Below are 18,348 nucleotides of genomic sequence, written 5' to 3'. Positions count from 1 at the left end.
GGCGGTGCGCCGGGCCGCCGTACTCGCCGGTGGCGTCACCTACCGTATTCACCCATATCCATCACCTATCGACAATACGTTTGTCAGCTTAAGTCGGACTCGTCCTCCGTCGGTGACGTGTCCACCTCCGCCCAATACGCCTAACTTCAGCGGTGGCGACCTCCTCACAGGAGAACGATACGATGGGGGAAATCGCAGTCGTCCACATGAATCTCATGTCGAAGGGGGGTGGCGAGGCGGTCGCGATGAACGTCATCGAGGCCTTGCAGACCGACCACGACGTGACGTTGCTCACGCTGACCCACCCCGACCTCGACGAACTCGACGACTACTTCGACACCGACGTGGACGCCGACGCGCTGACGGTCGAGCGCGCGGGCCACCTCGCGCCGTGGCTCAACCGGCGGTTCGGACTGAAGTACTACGTGCTCCAGAACGCCCTGCTCGGGCGGTACGCCCGGCGGCGGCGCGACGACTTCGACCTGCTGGTCAGCACGATCAACGAACTCGGCCTCGGCCCCGACGCGGTCCAGTACGTCCACTTCCCGTTCGACTGGACCGTGGGCCTCGACGAGCGCGAACACATCTTCCACCCGACGGTCGAGGAGGACTCGCTCTACGAGCGGCTGGCCACGCAGGCCGCAGCGGTCGACCGCGAGGAGATCCACCAGAACGCGCTGCTGGCTAACTCGGCGTGGACCGCCGACGTGGTCGAGGACGCCTACGGCGTCCGCCCGCAGGTCCTCCACCCGCCGGTCGACACCCGAGAGTTCGAGGACCGCGCGTGGGCCGACCGCGAGGACGGCATCGTGACCGTGGGCCGCATCGAGCGGAGCAAGCGCATCGTAGAACTGATCGAGATCACCGCGGGCGTCCGCGAGCGGGGCCAGGACACCCACCTCCACGTCGTCGGCCCGACCGTCGACGAGGCGTACCGCGCGGAGGTCGAGGGGATGGCCGCGGACCGCGAGTACGTCCATCTCGAAGGCGAACTCCCCCGCGAGGAACTGGTCGAGCGCATCTGCAACCACCGGTACGGCATCCACGGCAAGGAGTACGAGCACTTCGGGATGGCGGTCGCCGAGCTCGCGGCGGGCGGGGCGATCCCGTTCGTCCCCGACGAGGGCGGTCAGCACGCCATCGTGAACGACCGCGAGCGACTGCTCTACGGGAGCGTCGGGGACGCCGCAGACAAGATCGTCGCGGTGATGGCCGACCCCGCGCTCCAGCGCGACCTCCGGCGGCCGTTCGGCCCCCAAGCGATCCGCAGGCGGTTCGGTCGGCGGCGCTTCCAGCGACAGATTCGGGGGATCGTCGCCGAAGCGCTCGACCGGCCGACCGCGGAGGTCCCGTTCGCCGTCGCGGAGACGCCGGCCGAGCGACCGGCGGGCAGCGACTGATTTTCGACGGTTCGGAGCACAACTTGGAGTCGATCAGATCAGGGTCGCATACTGCTCCGCGAGGGCATCGGCGGCCCGTTCCCACGAGAAGTTCTCGCGGGCGTGCTCGCGGCACGCACGCCCCGCGGCCGCGCGCTCGGCGGGTGCGAGGTCGGCCCACGCGGCCAGCCGGTCGGCGAGCGCGCTCGCGCCGAACGACGGGACGACCATCTCGGCCGGAACCCGGTCGTCCCCACGGAGTCCGGCCAGAATCTCAGTCGTACCGCCGACCGGGGTGGCGACGACCGGCGTGCCGGAGGCGAGCGCTTCCAGCGTGGCGAGGCCGAACCCCTCCAACCGGCGGGTCGGCAGGACGAAGCAGTCCGCGGTAGCGTAGGCGCTCGGCAGATCTTCGTCGGGAACGTAGCCGAGGAAGGTCACCCGGTCCGCGATTCCGAGGTCGGCCGCCATTCGCTCCAGGTCCCCGCGGAGCGGGCCGTCCCCCGCGACGTAGAGTTGGGCATCCGGGTGGTCAGTTGCGACTCGGGCAAACGCCCGGAGGAGCAGGTCGTGGCCCATCCGCGGCGAGAGTCGGCGGACCGTCAGGAAGGCGAGCGAGTCGCCGACGGAAGTTCCGTCGGCGACTCGCTCGCCGTCGCGGGGACTGTCGGGCGGGCTGGTCCCGCAGTCAATGTTGGCCTCGCCGTGCGCGCTGGCTCCGCCATCGGCGCGTCTGCCGTCGAGTTCGACGGCGGACGTACACTCACGTCCCTTCCCCGCTGCCTGCTCACGTCCCCTTCTCACCGCCATCGGCTCGTAGACCCCCGCGTCCGGCCGGTAGCGCTCGGCATCCACGCCGCCGGGGACTACTTCTGTGTCGACTACCGGGCCGTGAACGTCCCGCAACGTCTCGGCCATGAACTCGCTGAGCGTCGTCGCGTGGTCGCACCGGTCGAGAGTCCACCGCTCGACGCGCTCGCGGAGCATGGCGTTGAGTTCCCGGCGCGCGACCGACACGCCCGACTCGTGACTCGCCCGGATGCGGTACTCGGTGGGCCACGGGCTGTGGACCGTCGCGCTACGAGGAACGTCGTCGTTCACGAGCAGGTCGACCAGCGGGTCGGTGACGGTGCCCTGAAAGCTCACGAGGTCCGGCGCTGGTAGGGCATCGAGGTGGTCACGGACCGCCCGAATCGCGGCGGGCGACTGGGCGGCGATGGTCGGCGCGGGCTGGTCTGCAATCGAGAAGTCGTAGCGCGCGACCTGGACGCCCGCGACCGTCTCGCGCAATGGCACGTCCCCGCGGCGGCGCGTGAGCACTGACACGTCGTGGCCCCGGTCGGCGAGCCGTCGGGCCGTCTCGTGGACGTACCGGCCCGTCCCGCCGGAGCCGGGGTCGGGATAGAAGTCGTGGGCCGAGACGAGCAGCTGCACGGCCGAACGACGACGGAGGCGAACAAAGGCTCGGCGGCCGTCCGCACTGCTGATCACGGGTGACGGACCTTTAAGATGGATTGGTGAGAGCGATGTGGTATGTCCCTCCAGCCATCCAGATTGGTCGTCGAATCCGTCCCGGTCGCCGCGATACTGCTGTTCTGGAACCTGCTCGCCTGGATCGTCGAGTTCCAGAATATCGGTGGCCCGGTTCGCACCGCCGGGACAGTGATGGCTACCCTCTACGTGACGGTCCGCGGCGTCTCGCTCGCGTCGAAGACGACACCACCCGCGATGATGGACGTGGAGTCGGTCGTTCGGGAGAATGCCCGCCTCGCCGTTCCCGCGGGAGCGTGGTTCGTCGCCGCGATGGTACTCACGGGGGTGGACGGCACCCTCTCACCGTATCCGCCGACGCCCCTGACGAGCGTCGTCGCCACCGCGATTGCTGGCGCGGGCCTCGGCGTCGTCGGCCTCTACGCCGTCGCTGCCGGGACGGCGGCGCTCCGACGCGACGGTGGGGCTGTCGGCGTCTCGGCGGACGACTGACCGGCCGGCTGGCCGGCAATTCCATCACTGCAGAGATTACGACGATTCCACGCCGGGCCGCGAATCGCGGCGGTACTCGTCCAGCCACGGCGGCGACGACCGGCCGCCCGACCACTCGAACAGGTCGCGTTTCTCGTTGGCGTAGTAGAGCCGGTAGGCCTCAACGTAGTCGTCGGCGTGCCAGCCGTCGGTCACCTGCAGCGGATCGGTCGGTTCGCCCGGCCAGTCGAGCGCCGCGACGGCCTGGCTGTCCAGCGACTCGACGGTGGCCCAGCTCCCGTGGACCTTCTCCGGCGGGTGGTCCCATCGGTGCTTCCACTCCTCGTGGGCGGCTTGGGTGTACGACCGGAGGGACAGCCAGTTGTCGTGGTGGGCCGCGGCCCACCGCGTGAGCGGGTGGTCCGGATGAGTGAAGTAGAGGTCCTCGCGCGTCTCGGGGTCGCCCTCGGCGTAGCCGTTCAGCTGGACCGCGGTGGTCAGCACCATCGCGTTCTCGAAGATCGAGGAGAGGACGTGGCTGTCCACGAGCCAGCGCGCGGTCTGGTCCACGTCGCGGTCCAGCCAGAAGGCGTTGACCATATGAAAAGTAGGGGACGTGGCGGTTTAGGGGGTGCGGCGAATCGACACACCACCAATTTTCGGAAAGCACGGAAGCCGATTTCGACAATATGCGTATAGCCAGCGAAAGTGGCGATACAGGTGACGTTCCGAAATTACGCTCCGCCACACATCTCTGTTGGCGCGGCGTAAATCTCCATCAGATTGGAGGAATACACTGCGGAGGCTCCGAGCATACTTCCAGAATACTAAGTCATTATCATAGATTATCCGTTGTATGAGATATCATTATCTAAAAATAGAGATAAGTAGATGGGAGAATAGAACTGTACATGGATGAGAGAAGGACAATCGGCCGACCGTCGGCCACGGCTGGGTCTCGAAATCCGGCAAAAAGAAATCGTTCTCCACGTCGGGGAGCGGAGCTACTGGGGTCCCCGTAACTCGCTTACAGTTCTTCTCGCGCAGGTACTGGTGTTCGCCCTCGCGGTCAACCAGATAAATCGGACTCTGAAAGGAATTTGTATGTCCGTCTTCGGTGTGATCGACGAGTGCTTTGCGGTGGTCGATTACGGACTGACCCGGGCAACCGAGTTCATCACGAGCGAAGACACCGAGAACCTACTAACCAACCTGCAGAAGATTCTCGTGATAATACTCATCACGTTGATAATCCTCGACAGTCTAAACGTCATTTCACTCACCATTCCGAAGTGGGTATTCGCATTCTAGCGACTTTTGGCGAATTTTCTCGTCCACTCCGACGTCGAGACGGCGAACAGCGTTTTACCGCTCGCTGTCGTCCCTCCTTCGGAACATGGCGGAGTACGACTTCGACGGACAGGTGGCGTTCGTCACCGGGGCCGCGCGCGGGCAGGGACGCTCGCACGCGTTGCGGTACGCCGAGAACGGCGCGGACGTGGTGTGTGCAGACATCTGCGAGACCACCGACGAGTCCACCTACGAGCTGGGCGACGAAACCGAGTTGGACGAGACGACCCGATTGGTCGAGGAGCGAGGCTCGCGGGCGCTCGGCGTCCAGATGGACGTCTCCGAGGAGGCCGAAGTCGAGGCGGGCGTCGAGCACGCGCTGGCGGAGTTCGGGCGCATCGACGTACTCGCCAACAACGCCGGGGTCGCGCCCGTGTCGGGCCTCATGGATCTCGACGAGGAGACGTGGGACCACGCGCTCGACGTGAATCTCAAGGGGATGTGGCTCTGCGCGAAGCACGTCGGCGGGCACATGGTCGACCGCGGCGAGGGCGGGCGCATCGTCAACACCTCCTCGACCGCCGGGCTGGTCGCCTCGCCGGGGCTGGGCCACTACACCGCCGCGAAGCACGGCGTGCTGGGGCTCACGAAGACGCTCGCGATGGAGCTGGCCCAGCACGACGTGACGGTCAACGCGGTCTGTCCGACCGCCGTGGACACGCCCATGACCGGCGGCATCGTCGAGTCCATCGGCGAGGAGATGGCCGAAGTCGCCGAGCAGTCCGGACCGGACAACGTGCTCGGCGAGATCGTCCAACCGGAGGACGTGAGCGCCGCGTTCATGTGGCTGTCGAGCGACGACGCCCGATTCGTCACCGGCATCGCCTTGCCCGTCGCCGCGGGCGCGACCGCGATATGAGGAGTTTTCATCCGTGAACTGGAACGAGTTCATCGACTACGACCGAAATCGAGTCGCATGGTGGCTCTACGTCCTCGCGCTCGGCGCGGGAGTCGCCTTCGTCGGCTACTCGTTCGTGGGGATGTTCGTGCTCGGCGTGTTCTTCTACTACGCCGCGCGACCCGTCTGCAACCGCGTCAGCGAGTACGTCGACACCGACGGGATAGCGGCCGGACTGACGCTGGCGGGCTTCGTGATCCCGATACTCCTGATAGTCGTCTACGTCGTGCTGGCGGGGCTACGCGACGTGTCGTCGCTGTCGGGGATCCCCGGAACCGGACTGCTCTCGTCCTTGCTGAACATCGAGAGTCTCAGCGCGCCCCAGCAGAACTTCGTGGAGACGCTCCTGAACGACCCGTCGGAGCTTCAGTCGGCCGACACGGGGCGGATTCGGCAGGTGGCGACCGCCGCCATATCCGCGCTCGGGACGGTGCTGAACGTCCTCATCGTGCTCTCGCTGGCGTTCGGGCTGAGCTACTTCCTGCTCCGCGACGACGACCGCATCGCGGCGTGGTTCCGCGACGAGATGGCTCCCGAGGGGTCGGCCGGCCACGCCTACGCCTACGCCGTGGACGACGAGCTAGAGACGGTATTCTTCGGGAACGTGCTGTTCGTGCTCGTCATGTCCGTGCTCGCGGCCGTGGTCTACTACGGCTTCAACTTCCTCGCGCCGCCAGCCCTGTCCATCCCGTTCGCCGTCCTGCTCGCCCTGCTGACCGGAATCACCAGCCTCATCCCACTCGTGGTGGGGAAAGTCGTCTACGTCCCGCTGGTCGCGTATCTCGCGTGGATCGCTTCCCAGCAGGGCGGTCCGGCGATGATCTACCCCATCGGCCTGCTGGTTGTGTCGTTTCTCGCCCTCGACATCCTGCCACAGACGTTCCTCCAGCCGTACATCTCGGGCAACGACATCCACGTCGGCATCATGATGTTCGCGTACATCCTCGGCCCGATGCTGTTCGGCTGGTACGGCTTCTTCCTGCTCCCGCTGTTCTTCGTGCTGGTGATTCAGGCGGTCCGCATCGTCGTGACCGACCTGCTCCACGGCGAACGGCTCAGCCCGGACGTGGACGCCGCGCCGTCGCTGGGCGAGCGCGACCTCGGCGACCTCGGCGACGAGGACGGGTCCGACGACTCGTCTTCGACCTCGTCGTAACGGGACGCTACGCCCGGACGAACACCGGCGTCCCCGGATTTCCAGCGTCACGGTACCCCCGCGACCGGAGCGCGTCCACGAGGTCGACCAGCGCGTAGCTGTCGTGGTCGGTGACGGGCCGGCCGTCGTCGGTGACGGGCCGGCCGTCGTCGGTGTACTCGGCAGTGCGCGCCCGGAGGTCGTCGAGCGCGAGGGAGTTGAAAATCGCGGCCGATGCGCCAGTTGAAAATCGCAGCCGACGCGCCAGAGCAGAAGCGAGCGTCGACTACCGAACCGGGACGGATTCCGGCCTACGCCAGACCCAGATCCTCTGCGACAGCCTTCGCCGCCGCCCGACCGCTCTCCATCGCGGCGTTCAGCGAGGAGGCCTCGGTGTACTCGCCCGCGAGGTAGACCGGGCCGTCGGGCGCGCGAACGTCCGGCAGGCGGTCGTGGATGCCCGGTGGCTGGGCGAACTGCGCGAACTCGATTCGGCTGGTGTGGCGGTGGTCGAGGTCGATGTGACGCTCGGGGTACCACGAGTCGAGGGTCCGGGCCGTCCGCGCCACGAGGTCCTCGTCCGGCGCGTCGGGCACGCCGAGATACGTCGCGCTCAGGAGGTTCCGGTCGTCGGGCGCGTACTCGGGCGCGACCGCCGACAGCTGTGCGACGTGGTTCGGGGCGGGTTCGGTGACCTGGCCGGACTCGGTGGCCTCGGTGGCCCCGCCGGACTCGCCCGCGTTCAGCAGGAGTCGCTTCCCGGCGTCGAGTGGTGGCCCGTCGAACGCGAGGTACTGGGTCACGCAGCCGTTCGCCTCGGTCGGGATGGACTTCACGGTGGTCAGCTCGCGGGCCTGCTTCGGGTCGGTGGCGACCACGACGGCGTCGGCGGTGGTCGTCTCCCGCCCGATTTCGACGGTGACCTCGGCTCCGCCGTCTACGCCTACGATTTCGTTGCCTCCGCCGTCGCCGCCCCTGCTACTCCCACCGTCGCTCGCGGGGTTTCGCGAAGTCTCCACCGTCGCGCTGAGGTCAGTCACGGTTTCGGCGGTCCGGAGGTCGGCCCCAGATTCGCGGGCGCGGTCGGCCAACTGTTCGGCGATTGCACCCATTCCGCGGGCGGGGACCGCGATCTCGCCGACGGTCAGCATCTTGAAGGCGAACTCGAACGCCTTCCGCGAGGTGTTCAGACTCCGGTCGAGCGTGATGCCGCCGTAGAACGGCTCCGCGAAGTTGGTCAGGAACTGCTCGGAAAAGCCCCGGTCACGGAGGGACTCGCGGGTCGTGGCGTCCTCGCCGCGGACGATGTCCTGAATCGATTTGTCGGCGAGTTCGCGGCGGAGTCGCCACACTTCGAGCTTGTCTCGGAGGGTCACGTCGCGGTTCAGCACGGTTTCGAGCGCGGCGTCGAGGTCCCGGAACGGGTCGGACAGCGTCGACCGGCGGCCCGGTCTGGCGACCATCGCGCCGGGCTTGAACTGCCGGAGGTCCAACGCCGCGAAGTCGAGTTCGCGCCGGGCCGCAGGGTAGGCGGTGAACAGCACCTGAAATCCGCGGTCGAGGACGTAGCCGTCCCGGCGGAGCGACCGGACCCGGCCACCGAGGTCTCGGTGGCGCTCGTACAGGCGGACGTCCGCACCCGCGTCCGCGAGGCGGCGCGCAGCGACGAGTCCGGCGAGTCCTCCGCCGGCGACGATGACTTCGGTCATGTCCGGCGCTTCGGCGGCGCGCCACTAAGGTTCTCTGCTCCGCGGGTTCGGCCTATCCGAACCCGCCCCGTCCAACGCGAAGACACCGATATTTACGGCCACCGACCACCGAGGGACGAGTATGATCGGGAAACTCGACCGCGACGCGCTCGCGCAGGTGCTCTCGCGGACGGGCGCGCACGACGACGACGTAGTGATGGGACCGCGATACGGCGAGGACGCCGCGGCGATGCGGGTCGGCGACCAGCTGCTCGTCGCGAGTTCCGACCCGCTCTCGCTGGCGCGCGAGCGCCTCGGCACGCTCGCGGTCAACGTCGCGTGCAACGACGTGGCGGCCTCGGGTGCCGACCCCAGATGGCTCACGAACGTCGTCTTCCTGCCCGACGACGACCCGGAGACGCTGGACGTGCTCACCCGCCAGATGGACGAGGAAGCGCAAGCGCTGGGGGTCGCCATCGTCGGGGGACACTCGGAGTACACCCCGGCGCTGGAGCGCCCGATGGTGTCGCTGACCGCGATGGGGCTGGCAGACGAGTTCGTGCCGACCGGCGGGGCCGAACCCGGCGACCGCGTGCTGCTCACGAAGGGCGCGGGGATCGAAGGCACCGCGATACTGGCGACCGACTTCCGCGAGGAACTGGGGCTCTCGGCCGACCTGCTCGACCGCGCGGAGTCGTTCTTCGGCGACATCAGCGTCGCGCCCGAGGCGGCCGTGCTCCGCGAGTACGCGACCGCGATGCACGACCCGACCGAGGGCGGTCTGCTGAACGGCCTCGTGGAGGTGGCGACCGCCTCGGGTGTCTGCCTCGAAATCGACCGGGATTCGGTACCGATCCGCGAGGAGACCGCCGAACTCTGCGATGTGATGGGCGTGGACCCGCTTGCCATCTTCGGCTCCGGCGCGCTGGTAGCCACCGTCCCGGAGGACGCCGCGGACGACGCGCTCGCCGCGCTCGCTGCCGAAGACATCCCCGCGAGCGAGGTCGGCGCGGTCGCGGAAGCGGGCGAGTGCGACGCCGAAACCCGCGGTTTCGGCGTCGCACTCGCCGACGAGTTCGTCTCCGACCCGATCCGCGACGACCTGTACGACCTTTGGACGTAGTGAGTCGAGGGCTGGGCCTAGCCCGCCGGGGCTCGGGGCTCGGGGCTCGGAACTCGGGACTCGACGGTCGCCAGCCCCATCGTTTGTGAAGTTTACTCGATATAGAATAAATACTTTTAGTCCTGCTCGCCGTAGCCGCGGGCATGGACGCAATCGTCGTGCGGCGCGGTGAGTCCTCGCCGGAGATCGCCGAGTTGCCGCGGCCCGACCCCGGGCCCGGCGAGGTGCTGGTCCGAACGCTCCGCGTGGGCGTGGACGGGACCGACCGCGAAGTCCTCGCAGGGAGCCACGGCGGGTTCCCGCCGGGCGAGGACCGCCTCGTGCTCGGCCACGAGGCGGTCGGCGTAGTCGCCGAGGCCAACGGCACCACTTTCGAGGAGGGGGACGTGGTCGCGCCAACGGTGCGCGGACCCCCGGCCGCGGGGACCGACGCTTCGGCCGCGGATACGAACGAATACTTCGCGCGTGGGGAACCCGACATGGCTCCGCCCGACGCGTGCGTCGAGCGCGGCATCGACGGCGCGCATGGGTTCATGGCCGAGTACTTCACCAGCCCGGCCGAGTACCTCGTCCCCGTTCCCGACGACCTCACGGAGTGGGGGTTCCTCCTCGAACCCGCCAGCATCGCCGAGAAGGCCCTCGAACACGCCTCGGCCTCGCGGTCGGCGTTCGACTGGGAGCCAGAGTCCGCCCTCGTCCTCGGCAACGGGAGCCTCGGCCTGCTCACGCTCGCGATGCTCGACGCGCGGGAGTACGACCGTCTCTACTGTCTCGGGCGGCGCGACCGGCCCGACCCCACCATCGACTTCGTGGAGGCGCTCGGCGCGACGTACCTCGACTCGCGACGAACGCCGGTGCCGGAGATTCCGGACGCTCACGAGCCGATGGACCTCGTGTACGAGGCGACCGGCCACGCGAAACACGCCGTCGAGTGCGTCGACGCGCTCGCGCCGAACGGGGTCGCGGCCCTGCTCGGCGTGCCCGACTCGTGGACGTTCGAGGTCGACGGCGGCCACTTCCACGAGGAACTCGTGATGACGAACAAGGCGCTCGTGGGCAGCGTCAACTCCAACGTGAGCCACTTCGAGGCCGCAATCGAGACGCTGGGCGAGCTTCCGAAGCGGCTCCTCGCCGACCTCGTGACCGGCGTGTACGGCCTCGACGAGTTCGAGGCGGCGTTCGGGGACGATACGCAAGCCGGGTCGGCCAGCGACGAATCGCAGTCTCGCCACGACGAAACGGCAATAAAGACGGCGGTACAACTCTCGGGAACATGAAGAACGTAGACGACCTCATCGAAAGCGCGGCCCAGCTCGCCGAGCAGGGGCTGTCGAAAGGGGAGATTGCCGACGAACTCAACGTCTCGCGGGAGACAGCGAGCTGGCTGGTCGATCGTAGCGGTGCCGGCGCGGAGCCTGCGGCCGGGGCACCTCGCCCCGAGCCCTCGGGCGGCCCGCACGACATCCACGTCGACTGGTCGGCACTCGGCCGGGACAGCACCCGCCTCACCCACGCGGCCGCGGCGATGGCCGACCTGTTGGGCAAGCAGGGCGAAGAGGTCGACCTCACCATCGGCATCGAGAAGGCGGGCGCGCCGCTTGCCACCTCGGTCGCGCGCGAACTCGACACCGACCTCGGGACGTACGCGCCGAGCAAACACCAGTGGGAGGAGGGCGACATCGACGAGTTGGGCGGCACCTTCTCGCGGAACTTCGCCCAGATCCGCGACCGGGAGTGCTACGTGGTCGACGATACGATCACCAGCGGGACCACGATGACCGAGACTGTCACTGCCATCCGCGAGGAGGGGGGCAACCCGGTCGCGTGCTGCGTCCTCGTGGACAAGCAGGGCGTCGACGAGGTCGAGGGCGTCCCGGTCCACTCGCTCATCAACGTGGTCCGCGTGGGCAACGACGAGTGATGGCAGATGGGCGACGGCAAGTGGCAGGTGGGCGACCACGAGTAACGGCGCGTTGCGGGCAGAAGGTAACGCAACTTCTTTGCGGGCCGACACCGTACTGCAGGGTATGACGTTCCAGCCCGAAAGCGACCTGTCGGCGGAGCAAGTCCGCGAGCGCGTCGATTCCGCCATCGCGGACAACGACGTGGTCCTGTTCATGAAGGGCAACGAGCTGATGCCCCAGTGTGGCTACTCGCAGAAGGCGCTCGAACTCATCCAGCACCACCGCGACGACTACGAGACCGTAGACGTACTCGACGCGCTCGACGAGCACCGCGAGGCGCTCGAAGACCACAGCGGGTGGGAGACCATCCCGCAGACGTTCGTCGACGGCGAGTTCGTCGGCGGGAGCGACGTGCTGGCCGAACTCGACGAACGCGGCGAACTGGCCGACACCCTGTCGGCCTGACAGTCGTTTCGACCACCGAAACTCGGACCAAAAGAACAGCCCATATATGTTTGGACCGCCTACAGTACCGTGGACCGTATCGCTAGCCGGGAACCTGCGTGGAAATCACAAATGACGGGGCAAGTATATCGACTTCACTCGACGCTCGAACTGCCGCTCGAAACCGTTTACGACTACTTCGAGGAGGACCCGGACCTCCCGCCCGAGATCGCCAGCGTGGACATCACCCGGCGCAAGAACACGCTCATCATCAGCGCGGTGTCGGACGACGAGACCATCAGCAAGTACACGCCGACCGCTCAGCTGAAGGCCAGCATCTCCGAGACCCGGGTGTACACCGAGGAGGAACAGAAGCGCCGGGAAGGGCCGCGGTGGGGTGACGACGTAGAGGAGATCGACGAAGACGAGGAGCCGCTGGGCGAGCTCATCGAGGTCGCGGCGTTCAAGGGCGACCGCGAGACCGTGCTCCAGAACACCGCGGTCCAGTACCCGATGTTCCTCGTGCTCTGCGAGCTCGCGCGACAGGCGGAGAAGGGGACGCTCACCGCCATCAGCGAGGTCGACGGCGAGCTACAGGCCACCCGCATCGTGGAGGGCGAGGACCGCCCGGCCTCCATCGAGGTCGTGGAGGGGCCCAACTCCGGCGGGTCGTCGTCGAGCGGCGTCGACTGGCGGGACAACGAGTTCATCTAAGACCACCTTTTTTCTTCGTCGGGTGTGCAGGGGTGCGCCGGACGGCGCACCCCTGCACACCGCTCCTCGAAAAAATCTGGACCAAAAAAGGCCGCGCGCTCACGTTCGTTCGCGCGCGGTACGACCGCTCGTGCGCGAGCCTTCGGCTCGCTGCGATGGGGTGGGTGTGGCCTTCGCTGCCGCTCTCGGCTGGTCGAATAGCGCATTGGTGTGGTAACAGATAGCGTGCGAAACGGCGGTAAACGCCGCCTACGGACCGGTTCTTGCATCCTGTCACGATGGAGAGCCGAAAAGCACTTTAGCCCTGTAATTAGATATAATTACGAACGATGCCCGAAGACTTCCCGAACTACGTCGACGTCGACTATAGCGACGGCGAAGGCGAGAGCCCCGAGGACTACCCGTCCATCGAGCACAAGATCGAGAAGGCAATCGAGGTCACCCGAAAGGGTCTCGAAGAGTACGAGAACCCCGCCGTGATGTGGACCGGCGGGAAGGACTCGACGCTCACGCTGTACTTCATCAAGGAGGTCGCCGAGAAGTTCGACCTCCCGACCCCGACCGCGGTGTTCATCGACCACTTCCAGCACTTCGACGAGATCCACGACTTCGTCGCCAAGTGGGAGGACGAGTGGGACCTCGACGTCGTCTACGCCAGCAACGACGACGTGGGCGACTACGCCGAGGCGAACGACCTCGGACCCGGCGACGACATCCCCATCGACGCCCTGAACGAGCACAACCAGCACCACGTGCGCGAGATTCTGGAGTACGAGGAGGACACGTTCCCGTTCCTACTCGACACGTACGTCGGCAACCACCTCCTCAAGACGGTCGCGCTCAACGACACCATCGAGGAACTCGACATCGACGGCATCATCTCGGGCGTGCGCTGGGACGAGCAGGAGGCCCGCGCGGACGAGACGTTCTTCAGCCCGCGCCACGACCCCGACATCTACCCGCCCCACGACCGCGTCCAGCCGATCCTCCAGTTCGACGAGCGCGCGGTCTGGGACGCCTTCTGGGGCTTCGTCGTCCCGGACACCGTCGAGGACTACCCCGACGACGGCTACGTCCCGCAGTCCGACGACGACCTGCCGAACGGTCTCACGCAGGACGATATCCCGGTCAGCCCGAAGTACTTCGCCGGGTTCCGGTCGCTCGGCAGTGAGGTCAGCACCGAGAAGTCCGACGAGGAGCCGGCGTGGCTCCAGAACCTCGAAGACACCACCGAGCGCGCGGGCCGCGCCCAGGACAAGGAGGACCTGATGGAGCGCCTGCGCGATCTCGGTTACATGTGAAACGTTTCCAGCGGTCGAGAGCGCCGTAGGCGCTCCCTGCCTTGGAAAACGGTCATGGAAAACACGGCGTCAACCCCTCCGTCGGGACGAAGCGGCTTCGCCGCTTTGGTCCTCCGGCGAGGGTTCCTTGGTCCGCTCGCTTCGCTCGCGATGGAGTAGCTGGGAGGTGCCCGGACTGATAACTGTGCGCACGCGACCGGACGGTTGACCGGGCCTACGCGACGGACCTTGCCGAACTGTCTCTTCGCTATCGTTGTCGTGCCTGCGGGATGCTTAATGATTCCGACGCGTTTTGGTTGGATGTTTTCGATGTTCCGACGGACAAGTGTTATACCCGTTTGCTCACCTAGCTACCTATCGTGGAGAGAACTCGTCGGCGGCAAGAACAAGAGAACGGGTCAGAGCAAAAACAGGAGCAGAAGCGAGGCGAGAGCCAGCAGTGTCCCGAGTGCGAGTCGACCAAGCTCGCGAAGAGCGCGGATGGAACCGAACTCACCTGCGAGGAGTGCGGTCTCGTGCTCGAACAGGAGAACATCGACCGCGGGCCCGAGTGGCGCGCGTTCAACCACCAGGAACGCCAGAACAAGAGCCGCGTGGGGGCCCCGACGACGAACACGATGCACGACAAGGGGCTGACGACCACCATCGACTGGAAGGACAAGGACGCCTACGGCCAGTCGCTCTCCTCCGAGAAGCGCACCCAGATGAATCGGTTGCGCAAGTGGCAGAACCGCATCCGGACCAAGGACGCGGGCGAGCGCAACCTCCAGTTCGCGCTCTCGGAGTCCGACCGCATGGCGTCCGGGCTCGGCGTTCCGCGGTCGGTACGGGAGGTCGCGTCGGTCATCTACCGGCGGGCCTTGAAGGAGGACCTCATCCGCGGGCGCTCTATCGAGGGCGTCGCGACCGCGACGCTGTACGCCGCCTGCCGGAAGGAGGGCATCCCGCGCTCGCTGGAGGAGGTCGCGGGCGTCTCACGCGTCGAGCGCAAGGAGATCGGCCGCACGTACCGCTACATCTCCCAGGAGCTCGGACTGGAGATGAAACCCGTCGACCCGACGAAGTACGTCCCGCGGTTCTGCTCGGAACTCGACCTCCCCGAGGAGGTACAGGCCAAGGCCAACGAGATCATCGAGACCTCCGCCGAGCAGGGGATGCTCTCCGGGAAGTCGCCGACCGGCTACGCCGCCGCCGCGATCTACGCCGCGTCGCTGCTGTGCAACGAGAAGAAGACCCAGCGCGAGGTCGCCGAGGTGGCCCAAGTCACCGAAGTCACCATTCGAAATCGGTATCAGGAACAGATCGAAGCGATGGGCCTGACCGGGTAACGCGATAGTTCGTCGAACGCCGCGAATTCGTTTCCTGTCCACCGACGCTTTCGACTGTCTTCTCTCCGAATCGTTTCTCTCTCGCCTGCCTCTACCTCGTCGCCCGGTACTCGCCGTGCTTGACCCCGAGGAACAGCGCTATCGCGCCGAACGCTAGCATCGACGGCGCGACCATCATCAACACTGTGTTCGTCGCCATCACGTCCATCCCGACGAGCCCGGCCGTGCCGAGCGCGACGAGGCCAACCAGCGCACCGGCGGTCACGGGTAAACTGAACTCCATGCGCGGTGATGGGGACGAAACCGACAAAACAGTTGTGCTACCGACTCCCGCTTCTGGGATTCCTCGTTCGGCTACTCCCCTTTCGGCCGCACGACGTCCGCGAGCGTCACCAGCAGCCCGAGGAACCAGCCGACGGGGACCGACAGGCCGAACCACATCGCGACGTAGTTCGCGCCTTCGAGGGTGAACTGCTCGCGCAGGAACGTGTTGATTCCCCAGAGGTCGAGCGGGTTGTCGAGCAGCCAGACCGCCAGCGAGTAGCTGTTCGGGAAGATGACGTCCGACAGCGTCGGCGAGTACAGCGCCGCGACCACCGGCGGGAGGAAGACGGCCGTCATCGCGAACGGGTACGCCAGCAGGACCGTGCTCGCGCGCCCGCCGCGGGTGCCCGTGACGTACGCGATCGCGGCCGAGACCGTCGCGACCCCGCCCGCGGCCCCGACCGCGAGGAAGCCGTTCGTCGAGAACCGGAAGTGCGCGAGCGCGGTCAGCGCGCCCCACGCGATCAGCGAGAGCACGACCACGCCGACCACGCCGAGTCGGGTCGCAGTGCCGTCGATCCTCCGGGTGTAGTACCGCGCCGCGAACCCGAACAGCGCGAGCGGGTACAGCAGCGCGACGACCGCGGTGCCGACCACGCTCCACGTCCGATACGCGACCGTACCGGTGGTCGTCGAGGGCTCCCACTTGCCGAGGACGCCGGTCTGACTCGCGCGCTGGCGCGGGAAGAACAGCGCCATCCAGCTCTCGTGCAGTTGCTTCAGGTCGTACTGGACTGCTCCGGCGATGCCGGTGCCACTGGTTCCGCCGTGCATCTACGCTTTTTCATACGTTACGACCGTTATGAAGTTTCGGGGTTGCGGCCGTCCTCGCGCGGGGTCGCACGCCGTCAGTATCCGCGTCGCAATGGCGAGTTCAGTCCCACGGTCCGAACTCCGGGTCCACCTGCCGGTCGCGCTCGTCGATGCTCTCGATTGTCTCGACGTCCTCGTCGTCGAGGTCGAGACGCAGTGCGCCCCAGTTGTCGCGGATGTGGTCCTCGCCGGTAGCCTTCGGAATTGCGGCCACGCCGTCGCGCTGGAGCAGCCACGCGATGCTGACCTGCGCGGGCGAGGCGTCGTGCTTGTCGGCCACGTCGCGGATCTCGGGTACGTCGAACACCTTCCCGCGGGCCAGCGGCGAGTACGCCACGAGGGTCACGTCGTGGTCCCGCCCGTACTCCACGAGTTCGTGCTGGGGAAGCAGCGGATGCATCTCGACCTGATTGGCGAACAGCGGGGCGTCGAGGATGTCTTGGGCCGCGTCGAGCTGCTCGGGCTCGAAGTTCGAGACGCCGGCGTTCCGGATCAGCCCGTCGTCGTGCAACTGGTCGAACGCCGCGAGCGTCTCCTCGGGGTCGTACGCGCCCGCGGGCCAGTGGACGTACAGCAGGTCCACGGCGTCGACCCCCAGCGCGTCGAGGCTCTCCTTCGTCGTCTCGATCACGTCGTCGTGCGCGAGATTTTGGGTCCAGACCTTCGTCGCGAGGAACACGTCCTCGCGGTCCACGTCGGCCGCAGCGATGCCCTCGCCGACCGACGCCTCGTTGTCGTACGCCTGCGCGGTGTCGACGTGGCGATACCCCATCTCCAGCGCTCGCCGGACGCTCTCGGCGCACTGGTCGCGGTCGGCGTTCTGCCACGTTCCGAGTCCGAGTCGGGGTATGCCGTCAAGCGAGTCGCTGTGGGCGGCGGTTTCGCGTTGGCTCATAACGTGTGAGCGTTGGGCCAGCGCGTGGAAAGACGTTTTGGCAACGGCCGAATCGAGTGGTTTGCGCGGCAACGTTCGCCGGAACCGAAGAAAACGCTTTTAAGGAAGCTACCGTATGTGCTTCGATAGCAAGGGCAGGACCATGATAGACACGACCCTCGACGTGGAGCAGTACGACTGCCCCTTCATCGACACGACCGACGACCACGAGGTGGGCTTCTCGGCCATCCAGTGGGACTTCGACCAGGTCGACCGCGAGTTAGAGACCCGGATGCTGGTCGAGGGCGGCGACCGCGAGGCGGTGTCGAACGGGCTCGCAGCCCTGCGCGACCATTCGAACATGCACGACTTCGACCTGCTGACCCGGCGGGGCGACGTGGCCCACATCCGGACGGTCATCGCCGAGACCGACGCGATGGCGACCATCCGGGACAACGACGGCTACATCACCGGCCCCTTCCACATCGAGGCCGGGAGCGAGATCTGGCACGTGGGCTTCGACGACCGCACGGACGCCGACACCACCCTGTCGGAACTGGAGCGGGACAACGAGTACGACGTGCTCGACCGCACCAACACGGAGCTGCCCGAAATGCAGGACTTCGTCCAGAACGCCGGGGCCGCGATGACGCTCATCGAGGGCTGTCGGGACCTCTCGGACGTGGAGCGCGAGACGCTGGAGACGGCCGTCTCGGACGGCTACTTCGAGAGTCCGCGCGGCGCGACGCTGGGCCACCTCGCCGACGAGTTCGACGTGTCCAAGCCCGCGGTGTCGAAGAACTTGCGGCGCGGCCAGCAGAAGATGATCGAGCGGGTCGTCGAGGCGATGGAGGAGCTGGAGGAGTAACTCATCGGAGTACGCGTCGAGTAGTTCCCGTCGATTCGGGTCTGAGGTCCGTTTCGGTTCACTCCTGCGTCGCTGTGAGAGTTAGTGCGAATTACGTTTAGAAAGCCCCCGCCCGCTCGCCGCCGGAAGACGGTCCTGCTCGTCGCTGCGCTCCTGCGCGGGCTGCGACTGCCGAGGTCACGTTCGCTTCGCTCACGTGACGGTCGCTCAGCGACATATCGGCGCAAACCGCGCGCACGAAAT

19 protein-coding genes are annotated in these 18,348 nt (G+C 66.9%); 13 read left to right on the top strand and 6 right to left on the bottom strand.

The genetic code is table 11. The features are described 5' to 3' along the window. Positions 1–182 precede the first annotated feature (182 nt). The gene (locus tag DPQ64_RS14130) at positions 183–1,400 is read left to right on the top strand and encodes a glycosyltransferase family 4 protein (RefSeq protein ID WP_115864963.1); all 1,218 of its coding nucleotides are present in this window, start codon (positions 183–185) and stop codon (positions 1,398–1,400) included. Between the two features lie 33 nt (positions 1,401–1,433). Here DPQ64_RS14130 and DPQ64_RS14125 read toward each other — a convergent pair whose 3' ends face one another. After that, positions 1,434–2,813, bottom strand: a complete 1,380-nt coding sequence (locus DPQ64_RS14125; protein ID WP_157971716.1) for a glycosyltransferase family 4 protein — start codon at positions 2,811–2,813, stop codon at positions 1,434–1,436. A gap of 99 nt (positions 2,814–2,912) precedes the next feature. Between DPQ64_RS14125 and DPQ64_RS14120 the strand changes: the two genes are divergently transcribed. Next, on the top strand, positions 2,913–3,362 hold the full coding sequence (locus DPQ64_RS14120; protein WP_115864961.1) for a hypothetical protein: 450 nt from the start codon (positions 2,913–2,915) through the stop codon (positions 3,360–3,362). A 36-nt stretch (positions 3,363–3,398) separates the two neighbouring features. Here the strand turns inward: DPQ64_RS14120 and DPQ64_RS14115 are convergent, their stop codons facing one another. Beyond that, positions 3,399–3,941, bottom strand: coding sequence for a hypothetical protein (locus tag DPQ64_RS14115; protein WP_115864960.1), 543 nt, complete (start codon positions 3,939–3,941; stop codon positions 3,399–3,401). Between the two features lie 315 nt (positions 3,942–4,256). On the opposite strand from DPQ64_RS14115, the gene DPQ64_RS14110 reads away from it, so the two are divergent. The 3 genes from DPQ64_RS14110 (at position 4,257) to DPQ64_RS14100 (ending at position 6,745) form a co-directional block, all read left to right on the top strand. After that, entirely contained in the window at positions 4,257–4,652 is a 396-nt protein-coding gene (locus DPQ64_RS14110; RefSeq protein ID WP_115864959.1) for a hypothetical protein, read from the top strand. An 85-nt stretch (positions 4,653–4,737) separates the two neighbouring features. After that, on the top strand, positions 4,738–5,550 hold the full coding sequence (locus DPQ64_RS14105; RefSeq protein WP_115864958.1) for a mycofactocin-coupled SDR family oxidoreductase: 813 nt from the start codon (positions 4,738–4,740) through the stop codon (positions 5,548–5,550). A gap of 13 nt (positions 5,551–5,563) precedes the next feature. Further along, positions 5,564–6,745: an AI-2E family transporter gene (locus DPQ64_RS14100; protein ID WP_115864957.1), complete on the top strand. Its 1,182-nt coding sequence runs from the start codon at positions 5,564–5,566 to the stop codon at positions 6,743–6,745. Between the two features lie 290 nt (positions 6,746–7,035). Here the strand turns inward: DPQ64_RS14100 and DPQ64_RS14095 are convergent, their stop codons facing one another. Continuing rightward, complete coding sequence (locus DPQ64_RS14095; protein WP_115864956.1) at positions 7,036–8,433, bottom strand: NAD(P)/FAD-dependent oxidoreductase; 1,398 nt, start codon at positions 8,431–8,433, stop codon at positions 7,036–7,038. Positions 8,434–8,554: 121 nt separating this feature from the next. On the opposite strand from DPQ64_RS14095, the gene DPQ64_RS14090 reads away from it, so the two are divergent. The 7 genes from DPQ64_RS14090 to DPQ64_RS14060 all read left to right on the top strand — a co-directional run bounded on the left by DPQ64_RS14090 (position 8,555) and on the right by DPQ64_RS14060 (position 15,226). Further along, entirely contained in the window at positions 8,555–9,535 is a 981-nt protein-coding gene (locus DPQ64_RS14090; protein ID WP_115864955.1) for an AIR synthase family protein, read from the top strand. 143 nt (positions 9,536–9,678) lie between these two features. Further along, positions 9,679–10,812: a glucose 1-dehydrogenase gene (locus DPQ64_RS14085; protein WP_115864954.1), complete on the top strand. Its 1,134-nt coding sequence runs from the start codon at positions 9,679–9,681 to the stop codon at positions 10,810–10,812. Then, a complete protein-coding gene (gene gfcR, locus DPQ64_RS14080) occupies positions 10,809–11,456 on the top strand; it encodes a transcriptional regulator GfcR (RefSeq protein WP_115864953.1) in 648 nt (215 codons plus the stop codon). The genes DPQ64_RS14085 and gfcR overlap by 4 nt, the downstream gene beginning before the upstream one ends. A 106-nt stretch (positions 11,457–11,562) precedes the next feature. After that, the gene (locus DPQ64_RS14075) at positions 11,563–11,904 is read left to right on the top strand and encodes a glutaredoxin family protein (protein ID WP_115864952.1); all 342 of its coding nucleotides are present in this window, start codon (positions 11,563–11,565) and stop codon (positions 11,902–11,904) included. A gap of 111 nt (positions 11,905–12,015) precedes the next feature. Then, the gene (locus DPQ64_RS14070) at positions 12,016–12,597 is read left to right on the top strand and encodes a DUF7110 family protein (RefSeq protein ID WP_115864951.1); all 582 of its coding nucleotides are present in this window, start codon (positions 12,016–12,018) and stop codon (positions 12,595–12,597) included. Between the two features lie 329 nt (positions 12,598–12,926). Next, entirely contained in the window at positions 12,927–13,898 is a 972-nt protein-coding gene (locus DPQ64_RS14065) for a phosphoadenosine phosphosulfate reductase family protein (protein ID WP_115864950.1), read from the top strand. 359 nt (positions 13,899–14,257) lie between these two features. Then, positions 14,258–15,226 carry a transcription initiation factor IIB gene (locus tag DPQ64_RS14060; protein ID WP_115864949.1) on the top strand — a complete coding sequence of 323 codons (969 nt, stop codon included), beginning with the start codon at positions 14,258–14,260 and terminating at the stop codon, positions 15,224–15,226. A 91-nt stretch (positions 15,227–15,317) separates the two neighbouring features. Here the strand turns inward: DPQ64_RS14060 and DPQ64_RS14055 are convergent, their stop codons facing one another. From DPQ64_RS14055 to DPQ64_RS14045, 3 genes are all read right to left on the bottom strand, one after another. Next, on the bottom strand, positions 15,318–15,509 hold the full coding sequence (locus tag DPQ64_RS14055) for a DUF7333 family protein (protein WP_115864948.1): 192 nt from the start codon (positions 15,507–15,509) through the stop codon (positions 15,318–15,320). Between the two features lie 71 nt (positions 15,510–15,580). Then, positions 15,581–16,324, bottom strand: a complete 744-nt coding sequence (locus DPQ64_RS14050) for a hypothetical protein (RefSeq protein ID WP_115864947.1) — start codon at positions 16,322–16,324, stop codon at positions 15,581–15,583. Between the two features lie 100 nt (positions 16,325–16,424). Next, the gene (locus DPQ64_RS14045; protein WP_115864946.1) at positions 16,425–17,258 is read right to left on the bottom strand and encodes an aldo/keto reductase; all 834 of its coding nucleotides are present in this window, start codon (positions 17,256–17,258) and stop codon (positions 16,425–16,427) included. Positions 17,259–17,400: 142 nt separating this feature from the next. Between DPQ64_RS14045 and DPQ64_RS14040 the strand changes: the two genes are divergently transcribed. Then, positions 17,401–18,105 (top strand): helix-turn-helix domain-containing protein, encoded by a 705-nt coding sequence (locus DPQ64_RS14040; protein WP_115864945.1) that lies wholly within the window; start codon positions 17,401–17,403, stop codon positions 18,103–18,105. Positions 18,106–18,348 lie beyond the last annotated feature (243 nt).

It is taken from the genome of Halorussus litoreus (assembly GCF_003382685.1).
In the GTDB taxonomy this organism is placed as follows: Archaea; Halobacteriota; Halobacteria; order Halobacteriales; family Haladaptataceae; genus Halorussus; species Halorussus litoreus.
Note: the sequence above shows the minus strand (reverse complement) of the source record. Positions and strands in the feature narration are given on the sequence as shown.

Excerpts from the sequence above, each read along its gene's own strand:
- DPQ64_RS14120 (WP_115864961.1), top strand. The coding sequence starts at position 2,913 with ATGTCCCTCCAGCCATCCAGATTGGTCGTCGAATCCGTCCCGGTCGCC.
- DPQ64_RS14050 (WP_115864947.1), bottom strand. The coding sequence starts at position 16,324 with ATGCACGGCGGAACCAGTGGCACCGGCATCGCCGGAGCAGTCCAGTAC.
- DPQ64_RS14040 (WP_115864945.1), top strand. The coding sequence starts at position 17,401 with ATGATAGACACGACCCTCGACGTGGAGCAGTACGACTGCCCCTTCATC.
- DPQ64_RS14070 (WP_115864951.1), top strand. The coding sequence starts at position 12,016 with ATGACGGGGCAAGTATATCGACTTCACTCGACGCTCGAACTGCCGCTC.
- gfcR (WP_115864953.1), top strand. The coding sequence starts at position 10,809 with ATGAAGAACGTAGACGACCTCATCGAAAGCGCGGCCCAGCTCGCCGAG.
- DPQ64_RS14045 (WP_115864946.1), bottom strand. The coding sequence starts at position 17,258 with ATGAGCCAACGCGAAACCGCCGCCCACAGCGACTCGCTTGACGGCATA.
- DPQ64_RS14105 (WP_115864958.1), top strand. The coding sequence starts at position 4,738 with ATGGCGGAGTACGACTTCGACGGACAGGTGGCGTTCGTCACCGGGGCC.
- DPQ64_RS14115 (WP_115864960.1), bottom strand. The coding sequence starts at position 3,941 with ATGGTCAACGCCTTCTGGCTGGACCGCGACGTGGACCAGACCGCGCGC.
- DPQ64_RS14110 (WP_115864959.1), top strand. The coding sequence starts at position 4,257 with ATGAGAGAAGGACAATCGGCCGACCGTCGGCCACGGCTGGGTCTCGAA.
- DPQ64_RS14085 (WP_115864954.1), top strand. The coding sequence starts at position 9,679 with ATGGACGCAATCGTCGTGCGGCGCGGTGAGTCCTCGCCGGAGATCGCC.
- DPQ64_RS14075 (WP_115864952.1), top strand. The coding sequence starts at position 11,563 with ATGACGTTCCAGCCCGAAAGCGACCTGTCGGCGGAGCAAGTCCGCGAG.
- DPQ64_RS14090 (WP_115864955.1), top strand. The coding sequence starts at position 8,555 with ATGATCGGGAAACTCGACCGCGACGCGCTCGCGCAGGTGCTCTCGCGG.
- DPQ64_RS14065 (WP_115864950.1), top strand. The coding sequence starts at position 12,927 with ATGCCCGAAGACTTCCCGAACTACGTCGACGTCGACTATAGCGACGGC.
- DPQ64_RS14130 (WP_115864963.1), top strand. The coding sequence starts at position 183 with ATGGGGGAAATCGCAGTCGTCCACATGAATCTCATGTCGAAGGGGGGT.
- DPQ64_RS14055 (WP_115864948.1), bottom strand. The coding sequence starts at position 15,509 with ATGGAGTTCAGTTTACCCGTGACCGCCGGTGCGCTGGTTGGCCTCGTC.
- DPQ64_RS14095 (WP_115864956.1), bottom strand. The coding sequence starts at position 8,433 with ATGACCGAAGTCATCGTCGCCGGCGGAGGACTCGCCGGACTCGTCGCT.